Here is a 25,372-nt window from a genome sequence, read left to right on the forward strand (position 1 = left end):
CATGATGTACGACACGCTCATCCGCAATGCCTTGGTCATCGACGGCAGTAACAGCCCCGGTTACCCCGCCGACGTGGCGATTCTGAACGGCCGTATCGAGCGCATCGGCGACTTGCAGGATGCCCGCGCCACTGAAGAAATCGACGCCGCTGGCCGGGTGCTGGCGCCGGGTTTCATCGACGTGCACACCCACGACGACACCGTGGTGATCCGTCAGCCGCAGATGCTGCCCAAGCTCAGCCAGGGCGTGACCACGGTGATTGTCGGCAACTGTGGGATCAGCGCTTCGCCAGTCAGTTTGCGCGGTGATCCGCCAGACCCGATGAACCTGCTCGGTACCTCGGCGGCGTTTGTGTACCCGACATTCAGCGACTACCGCGCGGCCGTGGAAGCGGCGAACACCACGCTGAACGTGGCGGCGCTGGTCGGCCACACGGCGCTGCGCAGCAACCACCTCGATGACCTGTTTCGCACGGCGACGGCCGATGAAATCGCCGCGATGCGCGAACAACTGCGTGAAAGCCTTGAGGCCGGCGCGCTGGGCTTATCCACAGGCCTGGCCTACGCCAGCGCGTTCTGCGCCTCCACCGATGAGGTGATGCAGCTGACCGAAGAGCTGACGGCCTTCGGTGCGGTCTACACCACCCATTTGCGCAGCGAATTCGAACCGGTGCTGGAGGCCATGGACGAAGCGTTCCAGATCGGTCGACATGCGAAATCGCCGGTGATCATTTCCCACCTCAAGTGTGCCGGGGCCGGTAATTGGGGGCGCAGCCCGCAACTGCTGGCGGCCCTCGAACACGCGGCAAAAACCCACCCGGTGGGCTGCGATTGCTACCCCTATGCCGCCAGCTCTTCGACCCTGGACCTCAAGCAAGTCACCGATGCCCATCGCATCACCATCACCTGGTCCACGCCGCACCCGGAACTGGGCGGTCGCGACCTGATGGACATCGCCGCCGAGTGGGACGTGCCGTTGCTCGAGGCGGCCCGCCGACTGCAACCGGCCGGCGCGGTGTATTACGGAATGGACGAGGCGGACGTACGAAGAATCCTCGCGCATCCGCTGTCGATGGTGGGCTCCGACGGATTGCCTGAGGACCCGTTTCCTCACCCTCGTTTGTGGGGCGCGTTCCCCCGCGTGCTCGGCCATTTCAGCCGCGACGTAGGCCTGTTTCCGCTGCACACCGCCGTGCACAAGATGACTGGTTTGTCGGCGGCGCGATTCGGTTTGAAGGAACGTGGCGAAATCCGTGAAGGACATTGGGCGGATCTGGTGCTGTTCGACCCGGCAACGATTCGCGACGTGGCCGACTTCAATGACCCGCAACAGGCCGCCGAAGGGATTGACGGGGTATGGGTCAACGGTGTGTTGAGTTACAGCGACGGTCAGGCGAATGGGCGCAGGGAAGGGCGGTTTCTGGCGAGGGAAGGGGATTTGCGTGACGGTTTTCAGTAAAAATTCCGAGCGCTGCGCCACAGTGATGGCACATTGCGATTAAAGAAAGCCATCACCAAGCCGAATTGCTGACGTACAGCCCGGCTACACTCTGGGCCTTATCAGTCTGGGAGCAACTCCATGAGTTTCGGCAAAACCACCCCGATCCTGCGGATTTTCGATGAAATCAAAGCCGTGGAGTTCTACGTCGACTTCCTCGGTTTCAAGATCGACTGGCAGCACCGATTCGAGCCCAACTTGCCGTTGTACCTGCAAGTGTCGCGCGGTGAATGCGTGCTGCATTTATCGGAACACCACGGTGACAGCACACCGGGCTCGGCGTTGCGAATCGAGACCGACGAACTGGAGGCATTCCAGCAGCAACTGCTGGCCAAGGAATACCCATTCGCCCATCCACAGATTCAGGCGATGCCGTGGGGCAGCCAGGACATGACCGTGACCGATCCGTTTGGCAATCGGTTGGTGTTTACCAATGCGATTAGTGTTTGAGCGTTAGATAGCTTTCTCGGGCAAGCCTCGCTCCTACAGGGTACTCATTGAACCTGTAGGAGCGAGGCTTGCCCGCGAATGGATCGTTCATTCACCGCAAAGTGAACGTCAAACCCGGAAGTGGCTGACCATCATCTGCAACTGATTACCCAACCGTGCCAGTTCAACACTGGACGCGGCGGTTTCGTCGCTGGCGGCGGCGGTCTGTTCGGACACGTCGCGCACGTTGATGATGCTGCGGCTGATCTCTTCGGCCACGGCGCTTTGCTGTTCGGCGGCGGCCGCGATCTGCTGGTTCATTGACTGGATGTTGGACACCGTGCGGGTGATGTTTTCCAGTGAGACACCGGCCTTGCGGGTCAGCGCGACGCTGCTGTCGGTGAGGGTGCGGCTGTTGTTCATCACCGCCGACACTTGTTGCGTGCCGTTCTGCAGGCCGGCCACCAGGCCTTCGATTTCTTCGGTGGATTTCTGCGTGCGCTGGGCCAGGCCACGGACTTCATCGGCCACCACGGCAAAACCGCGACCGGCTTCACCGGCACGAGCCGCTTCGATCGCCGCGTTGAGCGCCAGCAGGTTGGTTTGTTCCGCCACGGCTTTGATCACGTCCATGACGCTGCCGATCTTGTCGCTTTCCTGCTGCAGCACACTCATGGCTTCGGTGGATCGCGCCACTTCGCTGGCCAAGCGTTCGATCTGGGCGATGGCTTCGTTGACCACCTTGTCGCCTTCGCGAGCTTCGCCATCAGCAGCGGCTGCGGCCAAGGAGGCCTGTTCGGCGTTGCGTGCGACTTCCTGCACGGTGGCTGTCATCTCGTGCATGGCGGTGGCCACCTGATCGGTTTCGATCTTCTGGCTGTTGACCCCGGCGCTGGTTTGCTCGGTCACGGCGGACAGCTCTTCGGCAGCGCTGGCAATCTGGGTCACGCCGTCGCGGATGCTGCTGATCAAGTCGCGCAGGGTCACGCCCATGCGCGCGATGCCTTGCTGCAACACGCCGAGTTCATCGCGGCGCGTCACCTTGACGTCATGGGACAGGTCGCCGCTGGCGATGCGCTCGACCACGGCCAGCGTATCGCGCAACGGGCCAGTGATCTGGCGGGTGATGATCACGGCCGCAATGATGCCCACCAACAACGCCAGCAAGGTGCTGATCAATTGCAGGGTACGGGCCTGGGCGCTTTCGGCGTCGCGACGGTCGATCTGGATCTGATACAGCTGATCGCTCAGGGACACGATGGCGGCGCCCTGGTCGGTCATTTCCTTGCGCGCCTGCACGGCGTCGTTGCTGGCGGCTTTGTAAGCCTGCAAGGCGCTGCGGTAGTTGCCCAGCGCCGTCTCCAACTGACGCAAGGCCTCTTGCTGGGTGTCGGCGAAATGCACGTTGAGGGCATTCAGGCTGGCAATGGCCGCGTCCAGTTGGCCGACGGCTTTTTGTTCGGTTTCGGCGTTGGTGGTGGCGGTGTAGCCGCGCACTTCGTAGCGGGCCAGCAAGAACGCTTCCTTGGCGGCGGTGATGGCCTGGAATTGTTCGAAGCGCTGATCGCTCAGCGGCATTTGCTGCACGTCGGTGTTGATGGCATTGATCAGCGTGTTGGCGGTCTCGGCGTTGGCGCCCATGACGTCGCGCGCGCTGTTACCGGTGCGGTAGGCGCTGCGCATTTTGTTCAGCGACGTCTTGTAGGCATCGATGACGGTGCCTTGTTCTCTGAGCAGCTTGAGGTTTTCCGGGCTCTTGAATTTCGCCAGCAAGGCTTGTTGCTGGGCGGAGAACGCGTCGAGGGTGGTCTGTACATTCTGCGCGGCCGTTTCGTCGCCGTTGGTCAGCATGTATTGCAGGCGAACCACCCGCAGCTTGGTCAGGCCGGCATTGAGCTGGGTGATGTCGCTCATCCAGTTGCTGCGGTCAATCAAGCTGCCCAGGCTCGTCCATCCCGTGAGGGCGAGGACGCAGGTCAGTGCCAGAACCAGGCCAAACCCCAGGCCCAGTTTAAGGTTCACGCTGATATTGCCAAACCAGCTATTCATCAAAATTCCTCCAGGAACGTTGTGTTTCTTGATCGTCGGTTGGCTGGAAGATTGTTGTTTTTGGGTGCCAGCAAGGTGTGTAGCAGGACTGTATCGGCCGGCTTTGCGAGAGCTGAAAGGTTTTTGTGGGCGGATCCTGTAACAAGGTTTTTGCGCGGGGTTTAAGCTTTTTTTCACAAGCGTTTCACTGCCTGCCCACGTACACCTCTCTACCCTCGCGGCATCGAATGACAGTGATGCATGCCGGCGAGGCGGCCTGATGTGGAATTGAGACTGAGTCTGTTCGGGATAAAACGCTCGATTGATCTGAGCCGGGTTGCCCGTTTTCGCAATACCGGGGTGGTACTGGCCTCGGCGCTGTTGGTCATTCCGCTGACGTTCTGGCTGTTGCGTCCCGCCCAGGTTCCGGACCTGGCTCACGGCAATGTAGCCGGTGCCCGGGCATTGGCGGCCGGTTGGGCCAAGGGCGACCTGATCGTGCTGGTGCGCCACGTCGAACGTTGCGATCACTCAAAAGCCGCCTGCCTGACGGGCGACGATGGCATTACCGGTCGCTCCCGTGGTGTTGCGGTGGAGGTCGGTGCGCGGTTCGAACAACTGGGGCTGAGCAAGGCCGATATCTACAACAGCCCGGTGATCCGTACGGCGCAGACGGCCGGCTACATGTTCAACAAGGTCGGCGTCGGTGAAGACTGGTTGATCAATTGCAAGGGCACCATGCTGCGCGACGCGTTGGCACACAAGGTGGCCGGCCGCAATTTGATTCTGGTGACCCACAGCGAATGCATGGCGCAATTGGAGAAAGACCTCAAGTTGCCGACCTCCACGCTGGGCTATGGCGCCTCCTTGTTCATCTCGGCCGAAACGCCGCAAGCGCCGCGCATGCTCGGTTTCATCGAAGCCTCGGACTGGCGCTCGGTGACCGGTCAATGACTTCACACTCTGGATCAGGACACACGATGCTGACTGCTACGCGCTACCGCTTTTACTGGGTGAACTTTGGTATTCCGCTGGCCTGCGCGGTCGTGGTTTTCCTGCTGTTCGACCTAACCAAAATCGACATCGCCTTCAACGATCTTTTTTATGATCCGGTCACGCAGACGTTCCCGCTGGACCATGTGCATCTGTTCGAAAAGATCACCCATAAATGGGCGCGGATCATCCCGAACTGGACCGGCGAGATCGCGATCATCGGCGCGCTGCTGTCGTTTCTCTGGCCACGTTTGAAGGCTGAAAAGCACTCGAAGATCATCGCGTTCCTGGAAAAAATCAAGGTTGCGCCGGTGCTGCGATTCGCCAGCAAACACCGTCGGGATTTCCTCTACGTGGTGTTCGCGTTTTCCATCAGCACCGGCGTCATTCATTACCTCAAGGGCCATACCAGTGTGTATTGCCCGATCGAAACGACGCAGTACGGGGGCAAGATCGAGCACAAGGAGTGGTACCAGAATTTTGACCTGCTGAAAGTGGCGGGTGACGGTCGTTGCTGGCCGGGCGGGCATGCCTCGGGCGGCTTTACCATGCTCGCGTTGTATTTTGTGGCGCGTCGCTATCGCTGGCGCTATTCCAAGGCGCTGATGTACGGCTCGCTGGGCCTTGGTTTCGTCTACGGGACGACGCGGGTTGTGCAAGGCTGGCACTACATGTCTCACACCTTCTGGGCCGGGATCTTTGTGTGGCTCGCGTGTTTGCTCACGGCGTTGGCGTTTTATGGGCGAGCGCGGCTGGAGCTGCCGGTGTTGCAGAAGGCCGATGAACCGGCGTTGGTGGTTCAGTCTCAGCCGGTCAATTGAGAGAGGTTTTGAACGGTGAAACCCGTAATCCGAGTGGGATGGCGGGTTTTTTATTGCCTGGGAAATCGCCATCGCGAGCAGGCTCGCTCCCACATTGGATCTTCAGTGATCGCAGATTTGTGTGCGACACGATCAAGTGTGGGAGCGAGCCTGCTCGCGAAGAACGATAACGCGGTCAACCAGACTTAACCTTGCGAAAGCGGCCGAGACCAGCGCTGCTCCAACGTTTCAAATCGATCATTGATCAACGCTGTCAGCACATGATCCTGCCAGCGCCCGGCGATGCTCAAATAGGCCTTGGCGTAGCCCTCGCGCTCGAAGCCCAGTCGTTCAAGCAATCGCGCACTGCGATCGTTCCCGGGAATGTAATTGGCCATGATCCGGTGCAGGTTCTGCTGCTCGAACATGTAGCGAATTCCCGTCTCCAGAGCCTCGTGCATCAAACCCTGTCCCTGATGGGACTCGTCAATGTGATAGCCGAGATAACAGGCCTGGAGCGCCCCGCGAACGATGCCGCTGAAGTTGCAGGCGCCGATCATCTGGCCGCTGTCCGGATCCAGCAGCGCAAAGTGCACCGCCAGGCCCGCTTCGAACGCACTGGCTTGCACGGCGAGGCGTGGGCGGATTTGCTCGGGGCTGAAGTAATCGGCGGGTCGCACCGGGGACCATCGGGCGAGGTGCCTCTGGTTACGTCGGTAGAAGTCGCTTTCAAGCGCAGCCTGTTCGGGGCTGAGGACGGCCAGCGTCAGGCGTTTGCAGCGCAGGGTCAGCAGCGGCATGGGCGCTCCGGGATACGAGGTTGAACGCAAGCGTTGCTCAGGCAGCGGAAAAACTCAAACAGCCAGTGGCAAGGTCACGATAAAGGTACTGCCTTTGCCGTCACCGTCGCTCGTACCGATGACCGTGCCGCCATGGGCTTCGACCAGCTCACGAACCACCGTCAGGCCAATACCGAGGCCGGCGCCGTTGAAGCCGATCGCATGCACGTCCTGCACAAACGGCTCGAAGATAAACGGCAAGGCCTTGGCGGAAATACCAATACCGCTATCGCAAATGTTCATCTCCAGCAAATCGCCTTCGGTGGTCACTGATAGCGTAACCGTGCCGCCCGCCGGTGTGTACTTGGCCGCATTGCCCAGCAGGTTGCCGAGAATCTGTGTGAGCCGTACCGGATCGCCGTTCACCGCCAGCGCGCACTCGGGCAACTTGGCGGTGAAATGCAGCTGCTGGGCGGTCATCACCGGGCTGCACACGACAATGGCCTCCTGAATGATCTGTGCCATATCGACGATGCGGCAATCCAGGCGCAGCTTGCCGGTGCTGGCGCGGGAAACATCCAGCAAGTCATCCACCAGGCGCGACATGTGCAGCACCTGGCTTTCGATCAGCGCCTGCATGCGCGGCAGCTCTTCACTCGGCACCCGCACCAGTCGGCTGGCAATCATGCTGATGGGCGTCAGCGGATTGCGCAGTTCGTGGGCCACCAGGGTGAGGATGTTTCGTTGCTGGGCCAGGCTGTGCTCGGCCGAGGCTTGCAGGTGTTGCGCACTGAGGACGGCCAGTACCAATTGTTCGTTGGCTTCGCGCATCTCCAGGTAGCGCCGCTGTTCATGGGCTGAGCGTTGGGGTTTTTCCGCATCCGACTGCGCCAGCAGAATGGCCAGGACCAATTGCTGATTGGCTTCGATCAATTGCTCGATCTGCTGGCTGTCCGCGAGCTGGGTGTTGGCGTCGCTCAACTCCTTGTTCAGCCCCGCCAGAACAGCGCGCGCCTCGACGGTTTTCTGACCGAGCAGGAACAGTTCGCGAGCGGCCGTGGCCATCGCTTGCTCGTTCTTGCCATTGGCCTCGTTCATGATGTTTGGCTCATCCGTCGTCTTTGCTCAAACGCTGCCGGGTTGGCCGACCCCCGAGCAAACCTTCCTGGTCCGGCAGCATTTCGCCGATTTGCAGACCGTTATTGTCGATGCGATACAGGCGCAACTCATCGGAGTGGGCGCTGGCCCGCACTTTGACCACGGCCATGATGCGCAATAAGCGGCTCTGCACTTCAATGTAGCGCTGAACGATGATCGCATCGGTAAGGAATGCCGTGCCGTACGGGCTGAAACGCAGGTCGGTGTAGCGGTCTTCAAGCTCGGAAGTCATCAACACGCTAACCCCGGCACTCGTCAACGCAGTGACCATGCGCGACAGCGACTCGCGAAAGTCCTCGCGGAAGGTCGGCGCCAAGGCCAGTTCGAAACCTGACAGTGAGTCGATCACCACGCGGGTGGCTTTGAGTCGCTTGATCTCGCTGAGCAGCAACTGGACGATTTCGTCGATCGACAGGTCCGGCGAACGGCTGTCTACCAGGCCGATCTGGCCGCTCTGGATCAGGTCAGCAAGAGTGGCATTTTGCGAGTGATTAGGCCGTTGCTCAAACACCGCGATTACGCCGGTTTCGCCATTGCGCGCGCCTTCGGCCAGGAAGGTCGCCGCCAGAATGCTTTTGCCCGAACCCGACGGCCCGGCGACCAACAGGGAATAACCGCGAGGCAGGCCGCCGCCGAGCATGTCATCGAGTTGCGGCACGCCCATTTTCAGGCGCTTGATGGGGAACTCCAGCGGCGCTTCAGCCAGGTTGGTCGCAGCGGGCGCAAAGACCTTGATTCCCGATGTAGCGATGCGGAAGGTGTGCAGGCCCGGCAGTGTAGGCTGGCCGCGCATCTTCATGATTTCCATCTTGCGCACCATCGAGTTGCGCTGAACACTCTGGCGCAGCCAGATCAGGCCGTCGGCCACGGTGAAAATCGGGTTGGTGTCGGTTTCGGTGAAGTATTCGCCGATCAGGAAGGTCGTCGCCTGCCAGGTGGTCATCAACATGCCCAGTTGCTGGACGAACTGCGGCAGGTTGTTGTTCGGGTTGTCCTGGGTCTGACTGGCCAGCACCACGGAGCGGAACGAGTCGACAAACACCAGCGCCGGGGAGTGAGCCTCCACCTCGCTGACAATGCGCCTCAGCACTTCGTCCAGATTCCCGGCCAGGGTGTCGTCGGCCAGATTGATATAACGGATCGACTGATTGATCGCTTCACTGTCGAAAAAGTCGAATTGCTGCTGATAACGCAGCATCTTCAGCGGCGGCTCGCCAAGCACCGTAAAGAACAACGCCGGGCGCTCAGGCGTTGCCAGGGCAAACATCATCTGATGCGCCAGCGTGGTTTTGCCGCAGCCAGGGGGGCCGGCGATCAGGTTGAACGAAAACTCCGGCAAACCTCCGCCCAGCACCTCGTCCAGTCCTGGCACGCCGGTGGCCAAGCGGTTGATAGTCACTTTGGTGCTCATGGCGAATTTTCCTGCGAAGGGGTGTCGCTCAAAGAAGGTTCCCACACGCCACGAAGCAAACGTGCGGTGAGCGAGGGCCCGATCAGCGTGGTCAGCAACTCGTAGAAGGTGGTCAGCAGCACTTCACCGAAAAACAATGCATCGGCTTTGCTTTGTTCAACGAGTACGGACTTGAGGGCAGTCAGATCCATGGCGGCCTGCACACTGTCATAAATGCCGGCCAGACGTGGATGAGTGGAGGCGCACAGATGTAGGCTGCGGCGGTAAAGCGCGGCAACCCCTTGATGGCCAATGATGGGCGTGAGGCCTGTGTCCATATCTTGCAAGGTTGAAACAATCGCTTGGGCGACCCTTGCAATGTCAGCGTTGGGGCCAACACGGTGCGCCAGAGAAGCTACGATCTGGCGGCTCTCTTCGCTTAGTGTGGACATGGCTAACTGATATCTGAAGGACAGGGGTTGATGGTACACCCTATGGAGATGTTGGGCGTGATTTGCGTCACTCGGGACAAAACGCAGGCAAAAAAAAGCCCGCGGGAGGGCGGGCAAACCGTAGTTTCTTGAATGAGCGAGCGCAATGTACCGATTGCTGAAGCACAGTGGGGTGAAGAAAAGTTCATATAGATGAACGACCACCGCGCCCCGGCACCTCAAGGCGTCTACGGCAAATGGTCTGCTGCAAAGTCAGCCTCCGAACGGGCTCGAAAGCGACCCTTGCGACAGGCCTGCTGGAATTGCTCGAAGTCCTGTTCATTCTGCTTTGAATAACCTTGCGCGTACTTGAACAGTGCATCGGCCAGCGCATCGCCCTTGCCAATGTAGCCGCTGATCTGCGCCGCGTGCCCGGACGATTTGGCATGCGCCCGGGCGAGGGCGCGGCCACAGATCCGTCCGTAGGCGGCGAAGGCATCCGCGTCGAAGGATTCGAGCTCGGCCGAGATTTTCATGTCGCGCAACTGGCGCACATAGAAGTGCCGACCGCTGGGGCCGGTCGTCCAGCCGAGGAACAGATCGCTAGCCGATTGCATCAATCGCTGGCAATCGACCACGCGCTGGCCGTTATGCCGTACCCGGGATTTGGTCTTTACGAAATCGGCGAGCACCGAACGACGCGCTTCCTTGAATTGCAGGAATAAAGGGAAATCCTGATCGTCGGTCAGCAGCGCCACCAGGCACCGAGTGCCGACGCTGCCCACACCCACCACTTTGAAGGCCATGTCTTGAACGTGAAAGCGAGACAACAACTCACGGCGGTCGGCTTGCAGCGTGCCAGGGTAGTCGCGCATGAACGCGTCGTAGAGCGGCCGCCAATCCGAGAGGCGCAGCCAGTCATCATCGGCATCCAGCAGTGTGGTGTTTTTGTGCAGATGGAAAATTTCCGGCAGGTCATCGCGAATGATCAGGCGGTCTTCCGCGTCACGTTCACTGATTTTCGGCAGCAGTTCGGCATGAGTGCGGCGTTCGGCTTTTTCGATCGCGCGTTCCACGTGTTCCAGATTGGTTTTGCTCGCCTGCTGCCGCAGATCGTTGTAAGTGATGGATTCGTACCAGGTCTCCAGTGAGCTTTGTTCGGCGCACTCAAGCATCGTCTGTTGATAGGCTCCGACCACATGACGACACACCGTTTCTTCAACCGACTCGCCATGACGCAAGTCGCGTACGGCAATCAGACAACTCGCCACCAGCCGTTTCAAATCCCACTCCCAGGGGCCGGGATGCGCTTCGTCGAAATCGTTGACGCTGAACAACAGATTGCGCTCTGGCGTGGCGAACCCACCGAAGTTCATCAGGTGACTGTCACCACAGATCGGCGAAACCAGCCCCATGTTCGTTGTGCCCGCCAGGTCATGGGCTTGCAGCAGCGCATTGCCACGATAAAAGGTGAAGGGCGACACCAGCATGCGCCCGTAACGCAGCTCGACCAACGACCTGATCCGGCCCTCGCTCGATGCCTTGATCAGCGGCAGTGGGTCGCGAACTATTTTTCCCATGGACGCCTGCGAACTGCGGGAGCAGTGCTTGCGGGCGTCCTTGCCTTGCTTCAAGCGGTCTTTGAGGGTGGTCATGTGGGCTCGGTTGATGGTGTGGGGCTTATGGGGATGGAGTGTAGAAGGGCAGTGGGACTTCATTCGAGTAGGTGCGTGTAAATGTCACGAATACGTTCGACTGACGTCACTTGAAAGCCGATCTCGCACTGCTAATCTTCAACAGTCGGAGCTGTCGACGAAAGACGACCTGTTGCCGCCCCCTCTTGATCCGGGTCACTCACGAGCGATCAAGACGCCCCTGCCCCCCACATTCTGTCGCTTCCAGGCGATACCTCCGACCAGCCAAATCTCTTCTTCACACTGAAGAACGTTGTTCGCGGAAACCCATATGGCGTTCATCTGGAGGTTTTCCCATGAAACTGCAGCTATTCAATGCTGCGATCATTGTCGCCAGCATGGCGGCCACCGGCTCGGCTCTCGCCGGTGAGGCATCGACAGCATCCACATCGAAATCCGACAAAACTCATTCCACCACTGCCGTGAAGCAGGAAATCAAGCTCACGCGCGTCACCCCCGAATACTGGCGCGTCACCTTCCACAACCCTCCGTACAACATCTACGGCCCTGAGACCATGCCGCAGTTGAACGAGGTCATTACCGCCATTGAAACCGATCCAAAGCTCGTGGTCGTCGTGTTCGACAGTGACGTTCCCGACTTCTTCCTGACCCACTACGACTTCGTGCCACCGCTTGAGGAAACGACCAGCCTCGCAAACGGCCCGACCGGTTTGCCTCCGCTGCCCGACATGCTGGTTCGACTGAGCAAGGCACCAGTGGTCTCGATTGTCTCAATCCGCGGTCGCGCCACCGGTGTCGGAAGCGAACTGGCCCTGGCCAGCGACATGCGTTTCGCCAGTCGTGAGAAAGCCATTCTGTCTCAATGGGAAATTGGCGCCGCACTGGTGCCTGGCGGTGGGCCCATGGCTCGCCTGCCACGATTGATGGGGCGTGGGCGCGCGCTGGAAATATTGCTCACCGGAAACGACATCAATGGCGAACTCGCTGAGCGCTATGGCTATGTCAATCGTGCGCTCCCTGACGCCGAACTCGACAAGTTCGTCGACACCATGGCCCGTCGCATCGCCAGGTTCGACAAACAGTCGATTGCCGACATCAAACACCTGGTCGACGCCGCCAGCCTTCCTCCGAACGAGGCCATCGCCGCCGAATGGGAAGGGTTCATCGGCTCGGTGAAGCGCTCGGGCGCGCAACAGCGGATCAAACAGCTGATGGAGCTTGGCTTGCAGACGAAGGCAGACGTTGAAAAACGGTTGGCTCACTACACGGGCATGCTGGGTGAAGAGTCGAAATAGTCCGGTATCAAGGCGATTAAAAAAGCCGTAAAGCTTGGGGTCTCCTAGCTTTACGGCGTTTTTGGTCTTCCGGGGAGGACTCGTTGATCGTTGATCACAACTCAGTCGATTTCAACGTGTGCTTGAAATGGTGCGCCCAAAGCTTCACTCCCAAATTTCCCGTGCGATCCAGCGATGACCCCACCGTCAAATCCGTCAGCAACGTCGGCTGCAACCCCGCATCGAACAGCGCAAATCCGGCCGCCAGGCAGCACGTCTCGGTTTGAAGGCCACACACCAAAACGCGATCGACCTTAAGGTTTTTCAGATAATCGAGGGTTTCAGGTGAAGGTGCGTAGCCGTACTTGATGAAGAGGCGATCGGCCGGGATCAGGCTGTCGTCGTCCGGTGCCGGGTGCCAGCCGAGTTGTTTCTGAAACGGGGTTATGGATTCGTCGTGGCGTTCGACGGTGGCGACGCTGGGCAGGGTGCCGATGAGTTTCCGGATACCGTCGATGAGCCATTGCGGTGGGGCGAAGCTGGGTTGCACGTCGATGATAAGGAGGGCTTGGCGCATGGGCTTCTCCGGGCGGGCAGAGTGTCTTGGTGTGATCTGGCTGGCCTCATCGCGGGCAAGCCCGCTCCCACAGGGGTAGCGGTGGGCGATGGATTGTCATACCCCAGATGCAACAAAACCCGCACTGGGCGGGTTTTGCTTTGCTTCGTATTTGGTGGAGCCGGGGGGATTTGAACCCCCGTCCGCCAGTACTCCGCTGTCGGTACTACATGCGTAGCCGTTTCTATTAAGTTAACCCTCAGCGACCCGAAGGGCAGGGTGCTTTGGGCGAGTTGTGTAAGTTTTAGCCGCTTCGTCCACAACGTACTGCACGGCGATTCTGTTCTATATGACAATCACTTCGGGTTTACAGACATCCCCTAGTGATTGCTGGACCCGAAGGTACCAGAAGGTAAAGGTCTAAGGCTGCTTACGCAGCGATAGATTCTTCCCCGTAGTATTTGTCATTGGCAACTATAAGTAGTTGCAACAGTGGATTTACGAGTTCTGTTACCAACTCGGCATGCACCTAAAGTTTCGCAACCGGCGTCGAATCCTAAACGGCCCCGAACTCATTGCTCGTGAATCAAAGTGAGCAACAAGCCTGTGCAGTGTACGACAACGCGGCCCAGAAGGCCAACCTGAAGGTTGACCACGAGCGATTGTGGATTGGGTTGATTGTTCAGTGTGTCATCGACAACGCCTGGGTGGCCTCAGTAGCGCATTTTTTGTCGTCCCCGGCGGCTTTTGATGCTTCGGCGCTGGCCAGCAGTCTTTTGATCTCCATTGTGGTGTTGTCGGAGGTCGCCGGCAGTGCAGTCACTTTGGCTTTGAGCTCTTGCAGCTTGCTCGTACACAGGTCGTTGTCCGCAGCAAATACGGGAGAGGCCAACATTGCAGCAGACATGAACAAACCAGCGAGTGCGGTACGTTTCATGGATAACTCCTTGTGCTGATGGTCTCGGTGCTGCCGTAAATCGGGCGGCTCGGCCGAGGTCTGAAAACAAGCCACGAGTGATCGGGCCTACTTAAAAGACCACGCCGATGCGCAGGAATTCGGTTTTTAGAGAAAGGCTATGAAAAAGCTATTTGATAGGCGTAATGGCACTAAGACGGGAATCCCGGCCACAGGCCTGTTGCTCTGTGAATCGTAGTGAGCAACAAGCCTGCGCGGGTGTGCGCGATCGTAGCTGGAACTATTGTTTGCCGCCGTCACTTGTCTTCTGAATGGACTGAATGGTTTGGGTGGTCTCGGCGATGCAATCATCAGTCCCTTTCTTGGTGCCTTTTGCATGATCGGCTTTGGCTTTCTCGACGCTCTCCATCACCTGTTCAGTCATCTCTGGAGGGATCTGTGCCTTGGCATTTTCGATGGTTTTCAAGTTGACCGCACAGAGGTCTTCGGCGGCAAACGAGGTGGACGCCATCAGCGAAGCAGTAACGAACAGACCTAACAGTACAGAACGTTTCATGTGTATCTCCTTGAACTGAGGGTCCAGGCATGGCTGGCCATCAGGACGGGCTGCCGAGTTTGGGATAAGCCCGGTATGTCCGGGCTTAATGAGTGGACTGCGGCTGCGCATCAGGGTTCTATTTTTCTTGCATAACCCTTGCCTGCGTTACCCGATCCACCAGATAGACTAGTCCGTGGTAGTCAATTCCGCCGTGCTGCGTCAGGCCAATTTCACAGGTCCGGCTGGTGGAAATCCCTTCGCTGCACTGCTGCACCGCGTCCTTGAGCGAACGCAGCGAATGCGCGTTCAACTCCGGCGTGGTGAAGCCCTTGTCACCGGCAAATCCGCAGCAATGAATGCCTTCGGGGATGACCACTGTTTTGCTGCATTTACGCGCCAGGTCGATCAACGCCTGGCTCTCGCCAAGGTGCTGAGTGCTACAGGTCACGTGCACCGCAATCGGTCCTTCCTGTGGCGTGAAGTCGAGTCTATCCATCAAGTGCGTGCGGATGAAACGCACCGGGTCGTACACGTCCAGTCGAACATCGCCCAGATCCTGGACCAGCCGCAACGTGCAGGGGCTGGTGTCGCAATAGATCGGGTCGAGCCCGCCGCGACTGGCATGCAGCAACGCGCCGATCAGTTCCTGGCGCTTGTGTTCGGCCTGTTCGGCGTAACCTTTGGAGGCGAATGGCTGGCCACAGCAGAGGCTGTCCTGATTGTCTGGAAAGACTACCTGGTAACCGGCTTTTTCCAGCAGCCCACGGGTTTTGTCGTACAACGACATTTGCTCTTTATCACCGGCCGCAGGGCCCATGACCCGCGAGACACATGCCGCCAGGTACACCACCCGAGGGCGTGCGTCCGACACGGTCGGGCTGAAGCGAATGGCTTTTTCCGGCTGCGGCATGGCGTTGGTCCATTGCGGGACCTGACCTTTGGACAGCTTCGTCAGCGTCGCCGAAAGCTTCGCCAACCGTGGCGCGCCCAGCAGCATCCGCGCGCCATTGGCGACATGCAGGGTGAAGCGCGCGCCTTGCAGCGCAGTGGCGAAATTGCCTTCCAGCCAGTTGGCGGTTTTCGTATGAGTCGCCTTACGGCTGCGAAGTTTTTTCACCAGCTCGCCGGTATTGATGCCTACAGGGCAGCGTTGCGCGCAGAGACCGGTGGCGGCGCAGGTGTCGATGCCTTGATATTCGTATGCGGCTTCGAGTTCACTGGTGTCGACGCCTGCGCGTTTCTTCGCCTGGATGTCACGCCAGATCACGATGCGCTGGCGCGGGCTCAGGGTCAGGCCTTTCGACGGGCAAACCGGTTCGCAGAAACCGCACTCGATGCACTTATCCACAATCTCGTCGGCGGCCGGCAGTGGTTTCAGGTGTTTGAGGTGGATCTGTGGATCCTCGCTGAGCACCACATCCGGATTGAGAATGCCGTTGGGGTCGAGCAGGCGTTTGAGCTGCCACATCAACTGGTAGGCATCGCTGCCCCATTCCAGCTCGACGAAGGGCGCCATGTTGCGTCCGGTGCCGTGTTCGGCCTTCAGCGAGCCGCCGAATTCCACCGCAACCAGTTGCGCCACGTCGTCCATGAACGCCTGATAGCGTGCGATTTCTTCCGGGTTGTTGAAGCCTTGGGTGAAGACGAAGTGCAGATTGCCTTCCAGGGCGTGTCCGAAAAGGATCGCCTCGTCGTAGTGATGTTTGTCGAACAGCTCGATCAGGCGGTTCACGCCGATCGCCAGTTGTTCCACCGGGAAGGTCACGTCTTCGATGATCACCGTGGTGCCGGTTTTGCGCACGGCGCCAACGGCGGGGAAAGTGTCCTTGCGGATCGCCCAGAGTCGGGCGTTTTCTACCGGATCTTCGGTGAAGTCGACTTGTTTCTCCACGGGGAACGAGGTCAACGACGCCATGATGTGCGCCAGTTGTTCGTGCAGCAAAGTGGGCGATGCGGCGCGGGATTCAATCAGCAATGCGCAAGCATTGTTCGACAGGTGTTGGACGAAAGCCGGCATCCCGGGTTTGTCCTGCACCGAGCGCAGACTGCGACGGTCCAGCAGCTCCACGGCGGACACCGGTTGGTTTTTCAGCACGGTGACGGCGTTGCAACAGGTTTCCACATCCGGGAACACGATCAGTGCCGACGCCTTGTTCGGGTGGTCGATCACCGTGTCGTAGGTCACCGCGCTGATGAAGCCGAGGGTGCCTTCGGAACCCACCAGCAAGTGGCTCAAGATATCCACAGGCTCGTCGAAATCCACCAGCGCATTGAGCGACAGGCCGGTGGTATTTTTCAGACGGTATTTGTGGCGGATTCTCGCGGCCAGTTCGGCATTGGCGCGGGTCTCGCGACCCAGCGTCGCCAGACGATCCAGCAGTTCGGAATGACTCTCGCGAAACGCCGCAACGCTTCCCGCATCTTCAGTATCGAGGCGACTGCCATCGGCCAGCACCAGACGAATACCCGCCAGTGTGTGATAGGTGTTTTGCGCCGTGCCGCAGCACATGCCGCTGGCATTGTTGGCGACGATGCCGCCGATTTTGCAGGCGTTGATCGAGGCCGGGTCCGGACCGATCTTGCGTCCGAACGGAGCCAGCCACGCGTTGGCTTGCGCGCCGATGACGCCAGGTTGCAGGCGGATTTGCGTACCTTGACCACGAATCTCGCGACCGTTCCAGTTATCCCCAAGCACGATCAGCACTGAATCGCTGATGGCTTGACCGGAGAGGCTGGTGCCGGCGGCGCGGAAGGTCACCGGGACGTGATCCCGTTGCGCCAGTTTGAGCAGCGCGACCACTTCATCTTCCGACTCGACGCGGATCACCAGCTTCGGAATCAGTCGATAGAAACTGGCATCGGTACCGAAGGCCAATGTCGACAGCGGGTCGTCGAAACGTCGCGCTTGAGGAATCAGTTGCTGTGCATCTCGCAGGAACGCCGTTGGTAGAGTCATTGGTCCTCCAGGATCAAAACCACCAGGTCTTTCGGACCGTGGGCGCCGTAGGCCAGGACTTGCTCGATGTCGGCGGTTTTCGACGGGCCAGACACCAGCAAGGCGTTGGTTGGCATGCCCTGGGCCCATTCGAATTCCTTCTGCACCTGATAGAAGTTGTCGCGAATCTCGCTGGCCTTGAGCAGGGCGAAATGCACCGGTGGCACCAGGCTCATCAAGCGCGGTTCTTCCCGCGTCGGCCAGAGAATCAGACTACCCGTGGCAGCGATAGCGCCGAGCGTGGTGGTCAGGCTGGCCGGGGTGTCGTTGAACAATTCGGCTTTCCATTCTTCAACCGGACGGTCGTAGGTTTTAAGCGTAGGCAGACCTGGGTTCTTCGCCCAGTGCTGAGTGACACGTTGACCATGAGGCGTCGTCGGTGCGATCAGCAAGCTTGGCAACTGACGATCGTGCAGCAACTGAGCCAGCAACTCGGGCCAACCTTGGCCGGACGTCAGATGGATTTCAGTGTGCACCGCTTCCATCAGTTTGCGCAGCTGCGGGATACGTTGCTCGGGCGCGTAGGTGTAGGGCGCGGTCACCAGTTCGACATCGAACGCGTCGGGTACCGGCGTGGTGCCGGTCAGACTGCTGCGCAATTTGCCGAGGATATTTTGCTTGGCGCTCATCAACGATCTCCCTGTTTGGCCAGATGCTCGCGGGCCATGTCATGCAGTGAGCGGGCAGCGGGTTTCGGTGCGCTGTGGTTTTGCGTCCACGGGCCGACATTACTCGGTGCGAGGGCACGCAGGCGCGTGGCGAAGAATCCGAACAGACGATACAGCGTCGGCGAGCTGTTGAGTTTGGCCCAGGCGTTCCAGATAAAACGTTCCTTGCGCGAGTATTTGCTGCCCTGACCGCGCATCACTTGATGTGCACTGTCCGGCGCTTTGACGTTCTCTTCCCGTAGGCGACGCAGCAGTGCAGGAATAGGAATTTTTACCGGACAGACTTCACCACAAGCGCCGCACAGCGACGACGCGCTCGGGTGGTCCGGGACTTTCGCCAGGCCGACCATGTGCGGGGTGATGATTTTTCCGATAGGCCCTGGGTAAACCTCCCCATAGGCGTGGCCGCCGATTCGGGTGTAGACCGGGCAGTGATTCATACAGGCGCCGCAGCGGATGCAGTTCAGGGTCTGGCGCAATTCGCTGTCGGCGAAGGCCTGGCTGCGACCGTTGTCGAGCAGTACCAGGTGCACTTCTTGCGGGCCGTCGAGTTCATCGGCCTTGCGCGGGCCGGAGATCATGTTGACGTAGGTGGTGATGGGCTGGCCGAGGGCCGAGCGGGTCAGCAACGACAACAGCGGCACCACGTCGCGCAGGTTTTCCACGACTTTTTCGATGCCGGTGACGGCGATGTGCACCGGCGGCACGGTGGTGGTCATGCGCCCGTTGCCTTCGTTTTCCACCAGCAACAGGGTGCCGGTTTCGGCCACGGCGAAGTTGACGCCGGAGACGCCGATGTCCGCTTCGAAGAATTTCTGCCGCAAGACTTTGCGACCGATCTGAATGAGTTGGTCAACGTCCTTGGTGTATTCCACGCCAAGTTTGTCGTGGAACAAGGACGCGACCTGACCGGCATTCTTGTGGATTGCCGGCATAATAATGTGTGAAGGCTTCTCGTGGTCGAGTTGGACGATGTACTCGCCCATGTCCGATTCCAGGCATTCAATGCCCTGTTCAGCGAGGAAGTGATTCATCTCCATCTCTTCGCTGACCATCGATTTGCCCTTGATCACTTGCCGCCCCTCGTGAGCGCGGATGATCGAGAGGACGATGCCATTGGCCTCGTCCACCGTTTCCGCCCAGTGCACTGTCACACCGTTGCGGGTCAGGTTCTGTTCAAGCTGCTCGAGCAGGTCGGGCAACTTGGATAACGCACGGGCGCGGACAGCATTGCCCAGCGCTCGCAAATGTTCTCTTTCATGGGCATCGCTGAAGGACGCTGCCCGTTTTGTCATCAGTGAATCCATCGCCGTGCGAAAGTTGTTTCGCAGTTGCTTGTCATCCAACGCCTTGTGAGCCCGGGTGCGAAAATCTTCTTCCACGGCAACCGTAGGAATAATCGCGGAAGCGTTCATTGAACACCTCCGGTGCGCTGCCAAAGGAAACTGGCCAGGTGTTGGCCACGTAGCGCTTCCTGCTGTTTCTCCAGCGAGCCGTTGATGTTCATCAGGCAACCGCAATCGGCACTGAGTACCTTGTGCGCGCCGGATTCCTTCAGCGAGCGGGTTTTGTCAGCCACCATCGCGCCGGAAATGTCTGGCATACGGACGCTGAATGTCCCGCCAAAGCCACAGCATTCACTTTCGTGGCTGTGATCGACCCGCTCCACGTTGCTCAGTTGCGACAACAACTCGCGACCGTGCAGGTGGGTGTTCATTTCACGGCGTGCCGAACACGACGTGTGCAACGCCACTTTGACGGGCTCGCCGCTGTCCTTGAGCTGCACCTTGCAGACAAACAACAGGAACTCGGCCAATTCATACGTCCGGGCGCCCAGCGCCTGGACTTGCTTCAACGTCTGCGGCTCGTCCTTGAACAAGTCGGCGTAGTGTTCGCGCAACATCCCGGCACACGATCCCGACGGCACCACCACCGGATAATCCTCGGCGAACAGCGCCAACTGCGAGCGCGCCACGGTCCGGGCCTGCTCGGTATAACCCGAGGTGTAGGCCGGTTGTCCGCAGCAGCTTTGCCCTTGCGGGTACTCGACACGGATGCCTTCGCGCTCCAGCAGGTGGATCGCGTCCATCCCGGCTTCCGGGTAAAACAGATCGACCACGCAGGTGCCGAACAGGTAGACCCGTGACGGTTTTTCGCTGGGGTATTGCCGAGGCTCGGGCAGTGGCGGGGCGACGCGGGTCGCGTTCGGCACAGCGTTGTAAAAAAGCTCGCTCATCAGGCGTGTCTCCGGGTGGTCCCGGTTATCCGTCCGTTGAGGCCGCTGAATATAGAGAGGGAAGCTTTCAGCAGCCTTACAGACCGGGTTGTGAATAGCTGACGCCGGATTCGTGGTCCGGCGTCGGTTTTTTCGGTGCTGCTGGTAGGCCTTAGTGCACCAGCATGCCGGTTAACCAGTAGGCCTGGATGTAGGTGATCAAGCCCACGATCGTTGCAAAGAACAGGCTGTGCTTGAGGGTGAAGCGGAACAGATCCGATTCCTTGCCCACCAAGCCGGTCGCGGCGCAAGCCACAGCGATTGATTGTGGCGAGATCATCTTGCCGGTCACGCCACCGCTGGTGTTCGCCGCTACCAGCAGCACATCGCTGACACCGATCTGGTGTGCGGTGGTCGCTTGCAACGAACTGAACAGTGCGTTGGACGAGGTATCGGAACCGGTCAGGAACACGCCCAGCCAACCAAGGAACGGCGAGAAGAACGGAAAGGCTGCACCGGTACCGGCCAGAACCAGGGCCATGGTCGAGGACATGCCCGAGTAGTTGGTGACGAACGCGAAAGCCAGCACCATGCCGATGGACAGAATCGGCCAGCGCAGCTCGTAGAAGGTCTCTTTCAAAGTGGTCAGACCAGTTCTGATGTTGATCTTCAGCACCAGCATCGAGATCAGCGCGGAGAAGAAAATCGCCGTGCCGGTCGCGGAAATCGGGTCGAGTTTAAACACCGCTGGAATCGCGGTCGGCGCGGTCACGATCGGTGCAACCTTGATCACCAATTGATCGAGGTGCGGGATGGCGATGTTAAATACCCAGCTGTACATCGAACCGCCAGCCGCAAACATCGCCTTGAACGGTTTCAGTGTCCAGATGGTGACCAGCACAGTGAGGATCAGGAACGGTGACCAGGCTTTGAGAATTTCACCAAAGCTGTAGGGCGAAGCCACGGTGCTGCGCGGCAGGCCGAAACCGCCGGCGCTGGCGGTCACCACCGACGCCGAGACGGCGCCAACGATGTGCTGGCCGGCGGCGCGTTTCGGCTGCCAGACCTTCAGGAACAGCGTCAGGGAAATCAGGCTGGCCAGGGCCGAGGTGATGTCCGGCAGTTCCGGGCCAATGAAGTTCGAAGTGAAGTACTGGGTGATGGCAAAGCTCAAGCCGGCCACCAGTGCGGCCGGCCAGGTTTCCCGAACGCCGCGCAGGCCGTCCATCATGAACACCAGCCAGAACGGCACGAACAGCGACAGCAGCGGCAGTTGGCGGCCGGTCATGGCGCCGATCTTGAACGCATCGATACCGGTCACCTGGCCGGCGACGATGATCGGAATACCCAGCGCACCGAAAGCCACTGGCGCCGTATTGGCGATCAGACACAGGCCGGCGGCGTACAGCGGGTTAAAGCCCAGTCCTACCAGCAATGCGGCGGTGATCGCTACCGGCGCACCAAAACCGGCGGCACCTTCCAGGAATGCGCCGAAGCAGAAGCCAATCAGCAGAACCTGCAAACGCTGATCGTCGGTGATCGACAGCACTGAGCTGCGGATCACTTCGAACTGACCACTCTTGACCGTCAGTTTGTAGAGGAAAACCGCTGCCACGATGATCCACGCAATCGGCCACAAGCCGTAGGCGAAACCGTACCCGGCGGCGGCGAACGCCATGTCGACCGGCATCTGGAACGCGAAGATTGCCACGGCAATGGACAAGGCCAGCGTAATACTGCCGGCCACGTGCCCTTTGAGCCGGAACACGGCCAGCGCGAGGAAGAAGAAAACGATGGGGATAACGGCGGCGAGCGCAGAAACGCCGAGGCTGCCGAGCGGGGTATAGAGCTGTTGCCAGGTTTGCATATGGGGTGGCCCCTAATTGTTGTTGGTCAGGCACTGGTCAGCGTTCTTGGATAATTGGTAATACCAATTTACAATCGCTGTTGGCTAGGGTAAAAGCGTTGTAGGCGGTGTGTCAATTTGCCGCCCTAAAACTTTTGTCGAATAAGCGCTGCGATGCGCGTGTGATCCGCTCGATGAAGTGCCGTCTGGTAGGTGCTGGTACAGCGCCGATAGGCCAGAATAGAGAGCCCGGCGAGTCGTCGGGATCGTGGAGAATTGAGTTATGGGGTTTGATCAAATTCGTCAGCGCCGTTTGTCTGACGATATTGTCGAGCAGCTTGAGGGGATGATCCTCGAGGGCACATTGAAGTCTGGCGAGCGTTTGCCGGCCGAACGTGCGTTGGCCGAGCAGTTCGGCGTGTCACGCCCTTCGTTGCGCGAGGCGATCCAGAAGCTGGCGGCCAAGGGGTTGCTGGTCAGTCGCCAGGGCGGCGGCAATTATGTGGTGGAGTCGCTGGGTTCGACCTTCAGTGATCCGCTGCTGCATCTGCTGGAAAGTAATCCCGAGGCTCAGCGTGACCTGTTGGAGTTTCGTCACACGCTGGAAGCGTCCTGCGCTTACTACGCGGCGTTGCGTGCTACCGACGTTGATCGCGAGCGACTGACAGCAGCGTTCGACGAATTGCAGGACTGCTATTCGCGTCATGACGAAGTGAGTCGGGCCGAAGAGGGCGCGGCGGACGCGAAATTCCACTTGGCGATCGCCGAAGCCAGTCACAACGCCGTGCTGCTGCACACCATTCGCGGGTTGTTCGATCTGCTCAAGCGCAACGTGGTGACCAACATTGGCGGGATGTACAAACAGCGCACCGAAACCCGCGACATGCTGATCACGCAGCACCGGGAGTTGTACCTGGCGATTATCGAAGGAAGGGCGGAGCAGGCGCGGGAAGTCTCCAGTCGCCACATTTTGTATGTGCAGGAAGTGCTGGAAGAAGTGCGTCAGGAGGTGCAGCGCATGGCCCGGGCGGAGCGGCGCAAGGGGATGTAGTCAGTAAGCATTGCGGTGATTGTGCGATCGCCTTCGCGAGCAAGCCCGCTCCCAAATTAGATCGATGTCAGGCATCAATTTATGTCCAGACAAAGTCCAGTGTGGGAGCGGGCTGCTCGCGAAGGCGGCTTCAGGCAGAAAAAAGATTAATCTTCCTTGCCCTTGTTGCGCACCGCACGCTGCAGCTCGCGACCGGCATCGCGTTCGCGTTCGGTATCGCGCTTGTCGTATTCCTTCTTGCCCTTGCCCAGAGCGATCTCGCACTTGACCATGTGCTTGCTCCAGTACCAGGACAGGCATACGCAGGCGTAACCTTTTTGCTGCACGGCAGTCGCCAGCTTTTCCAGCTCGCGCCGGTTGAGCAGCAACTTTCGAGTGCGGGTCGGATCAGCGATGACGTGCGTGCTGGCGGTCATCAGCGGCGTAATGTGGCTGCCGAGCAACCAGGCTTCGCCATCCTTGAGCAGTACGTAACTGTCAACCAGTTGCAGCTTGCTTGCCCGCAGACTTTTTACTTCCCAGCCGGCCAGGACCAGACCAGCCTCGAACTTATGCTCGATGAAGTAATCGTGTCGCGCCTTTTTATTTTGCGCGATGGTCCCTGTTGGGTGTTTCTTCTGTTTAGCCATAGGGGCGGCATTATAGGGAGTTGCACGCGAGTCTGCTACGGTCTCGCTACGTGCTTGAGCAGGTTGATTGAATCCCGGACAATGCGCCCTCTTTTTTGAACGCTTGGGCGTGATAACGATGTCGACGGACAAGGTTTCAGTCCACGGTAGTTGGGCTAGCCGCTGGGTCTTCATACTCGCCGCGACCGGTTCGGCCGTGGGGCTGGGTAGCATCTGGAAATTTCCGTACATGGTTGGCATTTATGGCGGCGGCGCCTTTGTGCTGATGTTCCTGGTGTGTATCGCGCTGATCGGTGTGCCGGTCATGTTGGCTGAAACCCTGATCGGCCGTCGTGCCCGGCAGAGCCCGGCCAACGCCTTAAAGGTGCTGGCGCTGGAGGCGGGGCATTCGAGCAGATGGTCCTGGGGCGCATTCGCCGGGATGATCACGGCGTTGCTGATCCTGTCTTTCTATAGCGTGGTGGGCGGCTGGTCGCTGGATTACATCATCGACATGGGCCGCGGTGACTTCCAGGGCGTGCCGGCTGACCAGATCAACGCGTACTTTGGTAATGTGATCGCCGATCCATGGCGCCAGATACTGTGGCACACGATTTTTATGCTGCTGTCTGCCATCGTCATCGCCAAGGGCGTGGTTGCCGGACTTGAGCGCAGCTTGCGGATCATGATGCCGCTGCTGTTTGTGATGATTCTGGTGTTGCTGGGCTACAGCATGACCACCGGCCATTTCATGGAAGGCGTGCATTTCATGTTCGACTTCCGCCCGGAAAAGGTCCTCGACGGTTTGCTACCGGCCATGGGGCACGCATTTTTTTCCCTGAGCGTGGGTGTCGGTTCGATCATGATCTACGGCGCTTACATGCCGAAGCACTCGTCAATTTCCAGCACTGTCGTCGGTGTAGCGCTGCTCGATACGTTTGTTTCGCTGGTGGCCGGATTGGCGTTGTTTCCGATTGTGTTCGCTGCTGGCCTGGACCCGAGCGAAGGCCCTGGCCTGATGTTTGTCACCCTGCCATTTGCCTTTGGTAACGTGGTGTTCGGCCAACTGATGGGCATGGTGTTCTTTATATTGGTAGCGATTGCGGCCTGGAGTTCGGCGATTTCCTTGCTCGAACCGATGGTGGCTTACCTGGTTGAGCGGACGAAAGTCCGTCGTGCCTGGGTCACTTTCTGGCTGGCATTCACGTGCTGGTTTATCGGCCTGGGCACGGTGTTTTCCTTCAATATCTGGAAGGAAGCCAAGTTTTTCGTGAACGAAGGCGGAGTGTTCCATCTCTATCAATGGGGCGCAGCCGGTGGCCTGCATTTCTTTGGTTTGGTGGACTTCTTCACCTCGCGAATCATGTTGCCACTCGGTGGTTTTTGTTTCGTGGTGTTTGCTGGCTGGGTGATGGGCCGTGAAACGGTACGCGACGAGTTGTCGATCCGTAGCCCGCTGCTATTCGCCCTGTCCCTGTTTTTGATGCGCTATGTGGCGCCCATTGGCATTCTCGTAGTGTTTGCCACCCAGCTGTGGAAGTGAC

General features: G+C 59.2%; 22 protein-coding genes, 1 other RNA gene and 1 pseudogene. 7 read left to right on the forward strand and 17 right to left on the reverse strand.

All coding sequences use genetic code 11. The features are described from left to right. Position 1: 1 nt before the first annotated feature. Both ACA057_RS03755 and ACA057_RS03760 read left to right on the forward strand, forming a co-directional pair. Positions 2 to 1,459: an N-acyl-D-amino-acid deacylase family protein gene (locus ACA057_RS03755; protein WP_497346055.1), complete on the forward strand. Its 1,458-nt coding sequence runs from the start codon at positions 2 to 4 to the stop codon at positions 1,457 to 1,459. 120 nt (positions 1,460 to 1,579) lie between these two features. Next, positions 1,580 to 1,948 (forward strand): glyoxalase superfamily protein, encoded by a 369-nt coding sequence (locus ACA057_RS03760; RefSeq protein WP_497346057.1) that lies wholly within the window; start codon positions 1,580 to 1,582, stop codon positions 1,946 to 1,948. Between the two features lie 108 nt (positions 1,949 to 2,056). On the opposite strand, the gene ACA057_RS03765 is transcribed toward ACA057_RS03760, so the two are convergent. After that, positions 2,057 to 2,920 (reverse strand): methyl-accepting chemotaxis protein, encoded by an 864-nt coding sequence (locus ACA057_RS03765; protein WP_497349803.1) that lies wholly within the window; start codon positions 2,918 to 2,920, stop codon positions 2,057 to 2,059. A 42-nt stretch (positions 2,921 to 2,962) separates the two neighbouring features. After that, positions 2,963 to 3,976 (reverse strand): annotated as a pseudogene (locus ACA057_RS03770) (methyl-accepting chemotaxis protein); the annotation flags it as partial. A gap of 261 nt (positions 3,977 to 4,237) precedes the next feature. On the opposite strand from ACA057_RS03770, the gene pmrG reads away from it, so the two are divergent. Both pmrG and ACA057_RS03780 read left to right on the forward strand, forming a co-directional pair. Further along, positions 4,238 to 4,909 (forward strand): lipopolysaccharide core heptose(II)-phosphate phosphatase PmrG, encoded by a 672-nt coding sequence (pmrG, locus tag ACA057_RS03775; RefSeq protein WP_497346059.1) that lies wholly within the window; start codon positions 4,238 to 4,240, stop codon positions 4,907 to 4,909. Between the two features lie 26 nt (positions 4,910 to 4,935). Then, positions 4,936 to 5,769: a phosphatase PAP2 family protein gene (locus ACA057_RS03780; RefSeq protein ID WP_497346061.1), complete on the forward strand. Its 834-nt coding sequence runs from the start codon at positions 4,936 to 4,938 to the stop codon at positions 5,767 to 5,769. A gap of 185 nt (positions 5,770 to 5,954) precedes the next feature. Here the strand turns inward: ACA057_RS03780 and rimJ are convergent, their stop codons facing one another. The 5 genes from rimJ to ACA057_RS03805 form a co-directional block, all read right to left on the reverse strand. Further along, a complete protein-coding gene (gene rimJ / locus ACA057_RS03785) occupies positions 5,955 to 6,548 on the reverse strand; it encodes a ribosomal protein S5-alanine N-acetyltransferase (protein WP_497346063.1) in 594 nt (197 codons plus the stop codon). A gap of 54 nt (positions 6,549 to 6,602) precedes the next feature. Then, complete coding sequence (locus ACA057_RS03790; protein WP_497346065.1) at positions 6,603 to 7,625, reverse strand: sensor histidine kinase; 1,023 nt, start codon at positions 7,623 to 7,625, stop codon at positions 6,603 to 6,605. Positions 7,626 to 7,635: 10 nt separating this feature from the next. Further along, positions 7,636 to 9,096 (reverse strand): ATPase domain-containing protein, encoded by a 1,461-nt coding sequence (locus ACA057_RS03795; RefSeq protein ID WP_497346067.1) that lies wholly within the window; start codon positions 9,094 to 9,096, stop codon positions 7,636 to 7,638. Beyond that, on the reverse strand, positions 9,093 to 9,527 hold the full coding sequence (locus tag ACA057_RS03800) for a hypothetical protein (RefSeq protein ID WP_497346069.1): 435 nt from the start codon (positions 9,525 to 9,527) through the stop codon (positions 9,093 to 9,095). The genes ACA057_RS03795 and ACA057_RS03800 overlap by 4 nt, the downstream gene beginning before the upstream one ends. 227 nt (positions 9,528 to 9,754) lie before the next feature. Further along, positions 9,755 to 11,161: a DUF2252 domain-containing protein gene (locus ACA057_RS03805; protein WP_497346071.1), complete on the reverse strand. Its 1,407-nt coding sequence runs from the start codon at positions 11,159 to 11,161 to the stop codon at positions 9,755 to 9,757. Between the two features lie 335 nt (positions 11,162 to 11,496). On the opposite strand from ACA057_RS03805, the gene ACA057_RS03810 reads away from it, so the two are divergent. Continuing rightward, a complete protein-coding gene (locus ACA057_RS03810; RefSeq protein WP_497346073.1) occupies positions 11,497 to 12,456 on the forward strand; it encodes an enoyl-CoA hydratase/isomerase family protein in 960 nt (319 codons plus the stop codon). Positions 12,457 to 12,550: 94 nt separating this feature from the next. Here ACA057_RS03810 and ACA057_RS03815 read toward each other — a convergent pair whose 3' ends face one another. From ACA057_RS03815 to ACA057_RS03855, 9 genes are all read right to left on the reverse strand, one after another. After that, positions 12,551 to 13,012 carry a cysteine hydrolase family protein gene (locus ACA057_RS03815; RefSeq protein WP_497346075.1) on the reverse strand — a complete coding sequence of 154 codons (462 nt, stop codon included), beginning with the start codon at positions 13,010 to 13,012 and terminating at the stop codon, positions 12,551 to 12,553. Positions 13,013 to 13,164: 152 nt separating this feature from the next. Beyond that, positions 13,165 to 13,559: a transfer-messenger RNA gene (ssrA, locus tag ACA057_RS03820) on the reverse strand. Between the two features lie 114 nt (positions 13,560 to 13,673). Beyond that, positions 13,674 to 13,928, reverse strand: coding sequence for a PA2433 domain-containing protein (locus tag ACA057_RS03825; RefSeq protein ID WP_497346077.1), 255 nt, complete (start codon positions 13,926 to 13,928; stop codon positions 13,674 to 13,676). A 259-nt stretch (positions 13,929 to 14,187) separates the two neighbouring features. After that, positions 14,188 to 14,463, reverse strand: coding sequence for a PA2433 domain-containing protein (locus tag ACA057_RS03830; RefSeq protein ID WP_497346079.1), 276 nt, complete (start codon positions 14,461 to 14,463; stop codon positions 14,188 to 14,190). Between the two features lie 118 nt (positions 14,464 to 14,581). Beyond that, positions 14,582 to 17,401 (reverse strand): FAD-binding and (Fe-S)-binding domain-containing protein, encoded by a 2,820-nt coding sequence (locus tag ACA057_RS03835; RefSeq protein WP_497346081.1) that lies wholly within the window; start codon positions 17,399 to 17,401, stop codon positions 14,582 to 14,584. Then, positions 17,398 to 18,069 carry a LutC/YkgG family protein gene (locus ACA057_RS03840; RefSeq protein ID WP_497346083.1) on the reverse strand — a complete coding sequence of 224 codons (672 nt, stop codon included), beginning with the start codon at positions 18,067 to 18,069 and terminating at the stop codon, positions 17,398 to 17,400. The genes ACA057_RS03835 and ACA057_RS03840 overlap by 4 nt, the downstream gene beginning before the upstream one ends. Then, positions 18,069 to 19,523: a LutB/LldF family L-lactate oxidation iron-sulfur protein gene (locus ACA057_RS03845; protein ID WP_497346085.1), complete on the reverse strand. Its 1,455-nt coding sequence runs from the start codon at positions 19,521 to 19,523 to the stop codon at positions 18,069 to 18,071. Before ACA057_RS03845 ends, ACA057_RS03840 begins: the two co-directional genes overlap by 1 nt. Next, complete coding sequence (locus ACA057_RS03850) at positions 19,520 to 20,344, reverse strand: (Fe-S)-binding protein (RefSeq protein WP_497346087.1); 825 nt, start codon at positions 20,342 to 20,344, stop codon at positions 19,520 to 19,522. Before ACA057_RS03850 ends, ACA057_RS03845 begins: the two co-directional genes overlap by 4 nt. A gap of 151 nt (positions 20,345 to 20,495) precedes the next feature. Beyond that, positions 20,496 to 22,190 (reverse strand): lactate permease LctP family transporter, encoded by a 1,695-nt coding sequence (locus tag ACA057_RS03855; protein WP_497346089.1) that lies wholly within the window; start codon positions 22,188 to 22,190, stop codon positions 20,496 to 20,498. Between the two features lie 262 nt (positions 22,191 to 22,452). Between ACA057_RS03855 and ACA057_RS03860 the strand changes: the two genes are divergently transcribed. Beyond that, on the forward strand, positions 22,453 to 23,220 hold the full coding sequence (locus ACA057_RS03860; RefSeq protein WP_497346091.1) for an FCD domain-containing protein: 768 nt from the start codon (positions 22,453 to 22,455) through the stop codon (positions 23,218 to 23,220). 146 nt (positions 23,221 to 23,366) lie between these two features. On the opposite strand, the gene smpB is transcribed toward ACA057_RS03860, so the two are convergent. Then, positions 23,367 to 23,849, reverse strand: coding sequence for an SsrA-binding protein SmpB (gene smpB, locus ACA057_RS03865; protein WP_008149046.1), 483 nt, complete (start codon positions 23,847 to 23,849; stop codon positions 23,367 to 23,369). Positions 23,850 to 23,967: 118 nt separating this feature from the next. Here smpB and ACA057_RS03870 point away from each other — a divergent pair, with 118 nt between their 5' ends. Further along, on the forward strand, positions 23,968 to 25,371 hold the full coding sequence (locus ACA057_RS03870; protein ID WP_497346093.1) for a sodium-dependent transporter: 1,404 nt from the start codon (positions 23,968 to 23,970) through the stop codon (positions 25,369 to 25,371). The last annotated feature ends 1 nt before the right edge of the window (position 25,372 follow it).

This window comes from Pseudomonas sp. LBUM1661 (assembly GCF_059695925.1).

Coding starts and splice junctions, on each gene's coding strand:
- ACA057_RS03755 (WP_497346055.1), top strand. CDS start 2: ATGATGTACGACACGCTCATCCGCAATGCCTTGGTCATCGACGGCAGT.
- ACA057_RS03760 (WP_497346057.1), top strand. CDS start 1,580: ATGAGTTTCGGCAAAACCACCCCGATCCTGCGGATTTTCGATGAAATC.
- ACA057_RS03765 (WP_497349803.1), bottom strand. CDS start 2,920: ATGGGCGTGACCCTGCGCGACTTGATCAGCAGCATCCGCGACGGCGTG.
- ACA057_RS03780 (WP_497346061.1), top strand. CDS start 4,936: ATGCTGACTGCTACGCGCTACCGCTTTTACTGGGTGAACTTTGGTATT.
- rimJ (WP_497346063.1), bottom strand. CDS start 6,548: ATGCCGCTGCTGACCCTGCGCTGCAAACGCCTGACGCTGGCCGTCCTC.
- ACA057_RS03790 (WP_497346065.1), bottom strand. CDS start 7,625: ATGAACGAGGCCAATGGCAAGAACGAGCAAGCGATGGCCACGGCCGCT.
- ACA057_RS03795 (WP_497346067.1), bottom strand. CDS start 9,096: ATGAGCACCAAAGTGACTATCAACCGCTTGGCCACCGGCGTGCCAGGA.
- ACA057_RS03800 (WP_497346069.1), bottom strand. CDS start 9,527: ATGTCCACACTAAGCGAAGAGAGCCGCCAGATCGTAGCTTCTCTGGCG.
- ACA057_RS03805 (WP_497346071.1), bottom strand. CDS start 11,161: ATGACCACCCTCAAAGACCGCTTGAAGCAAGGCAAGGACGCCCGCAAG.
- ACA057_RS03810 (WP_497346073.1), top strand. CDS start 11,497: ATGAAACTGCAGCTATTCAATGCTGCGATCATTGTCGCCAGCATGGCG.
- ACA057_RS03815 (WP_497346075.1), bottom strand. CDS start 13,012: ATGCGCCAAGCCCTCCTTATCATCGACGTGCAACCCAGCTTCGCCCCA.
- ACA057_RS03825 (WP_497346077.1), bottom strand. CDS start 13,928: ATGAAACGTACCGCACTCGCTGGTTTGTTCATGTCTGCTGCAATGTTG.
- ACA057_RS03830 (WP_497346079.1), bottom strand. CDS start 14,463: ATGAAACGTTCTGTACTGTTAGGTCTGTTCGTTACTGCTTCGCTGATG.
- ACA057_RS03835 (WP_497346081.1), bottom strand. CDS start 17,401: ATGACTCTACCAACGGCGTTCCTGCGAGATGCACAGCAACTGATTCCT.
- ACA057_RS03840 (WP_497346083.1), bottom strand. CDS start 18,069: ATGAGCGCCAAGCAAAATATCCTCGGCAAATTGCGCAGCAGTCTGACC.
- ACA057_RS03845 (WP_497346085.1), bottom strand. CDS start 19,523: ATGAACGCTTCCGCGATTATTCCTACGGTTGCCGTGGAAGAAGATTTT.
- ACA057_RS03850 (WP_497346087.1), bottom strand. CDS start 20,344: ATGAGCGAGCTTTTTTACAACGCTGTGCCGAACGCGACCCGCGTCGCC.
- ACA057_RS03855 (WP_497346089.1), bottom strand. CDS start 22,190: ATGCAAACCTGGCAACAGCTCTATACCCCGCTCGGCAGCCTCGGCGTT.
- ACA057_RS03860 (WP_497346091.1), top strand. CDS start 22,453: ATGGGGTTTGATCAAATTCGTCAGCGCCGTTTGTCTGACGATATTGTC.
- smpB (WP_008149046.1), bottom strand. CDS start 23,849: ATGGCTAAACAGAAGAAACACCCAACAGGGACCATCGCGCAAAATAAA.
- ACA057_RS03870 (WP_497346093.1), top strand. CDS start 23,968: ATGTCGACGGACAAGGTTTCAGTCCACGGTAGTTGGGCTAGCCGCTGG.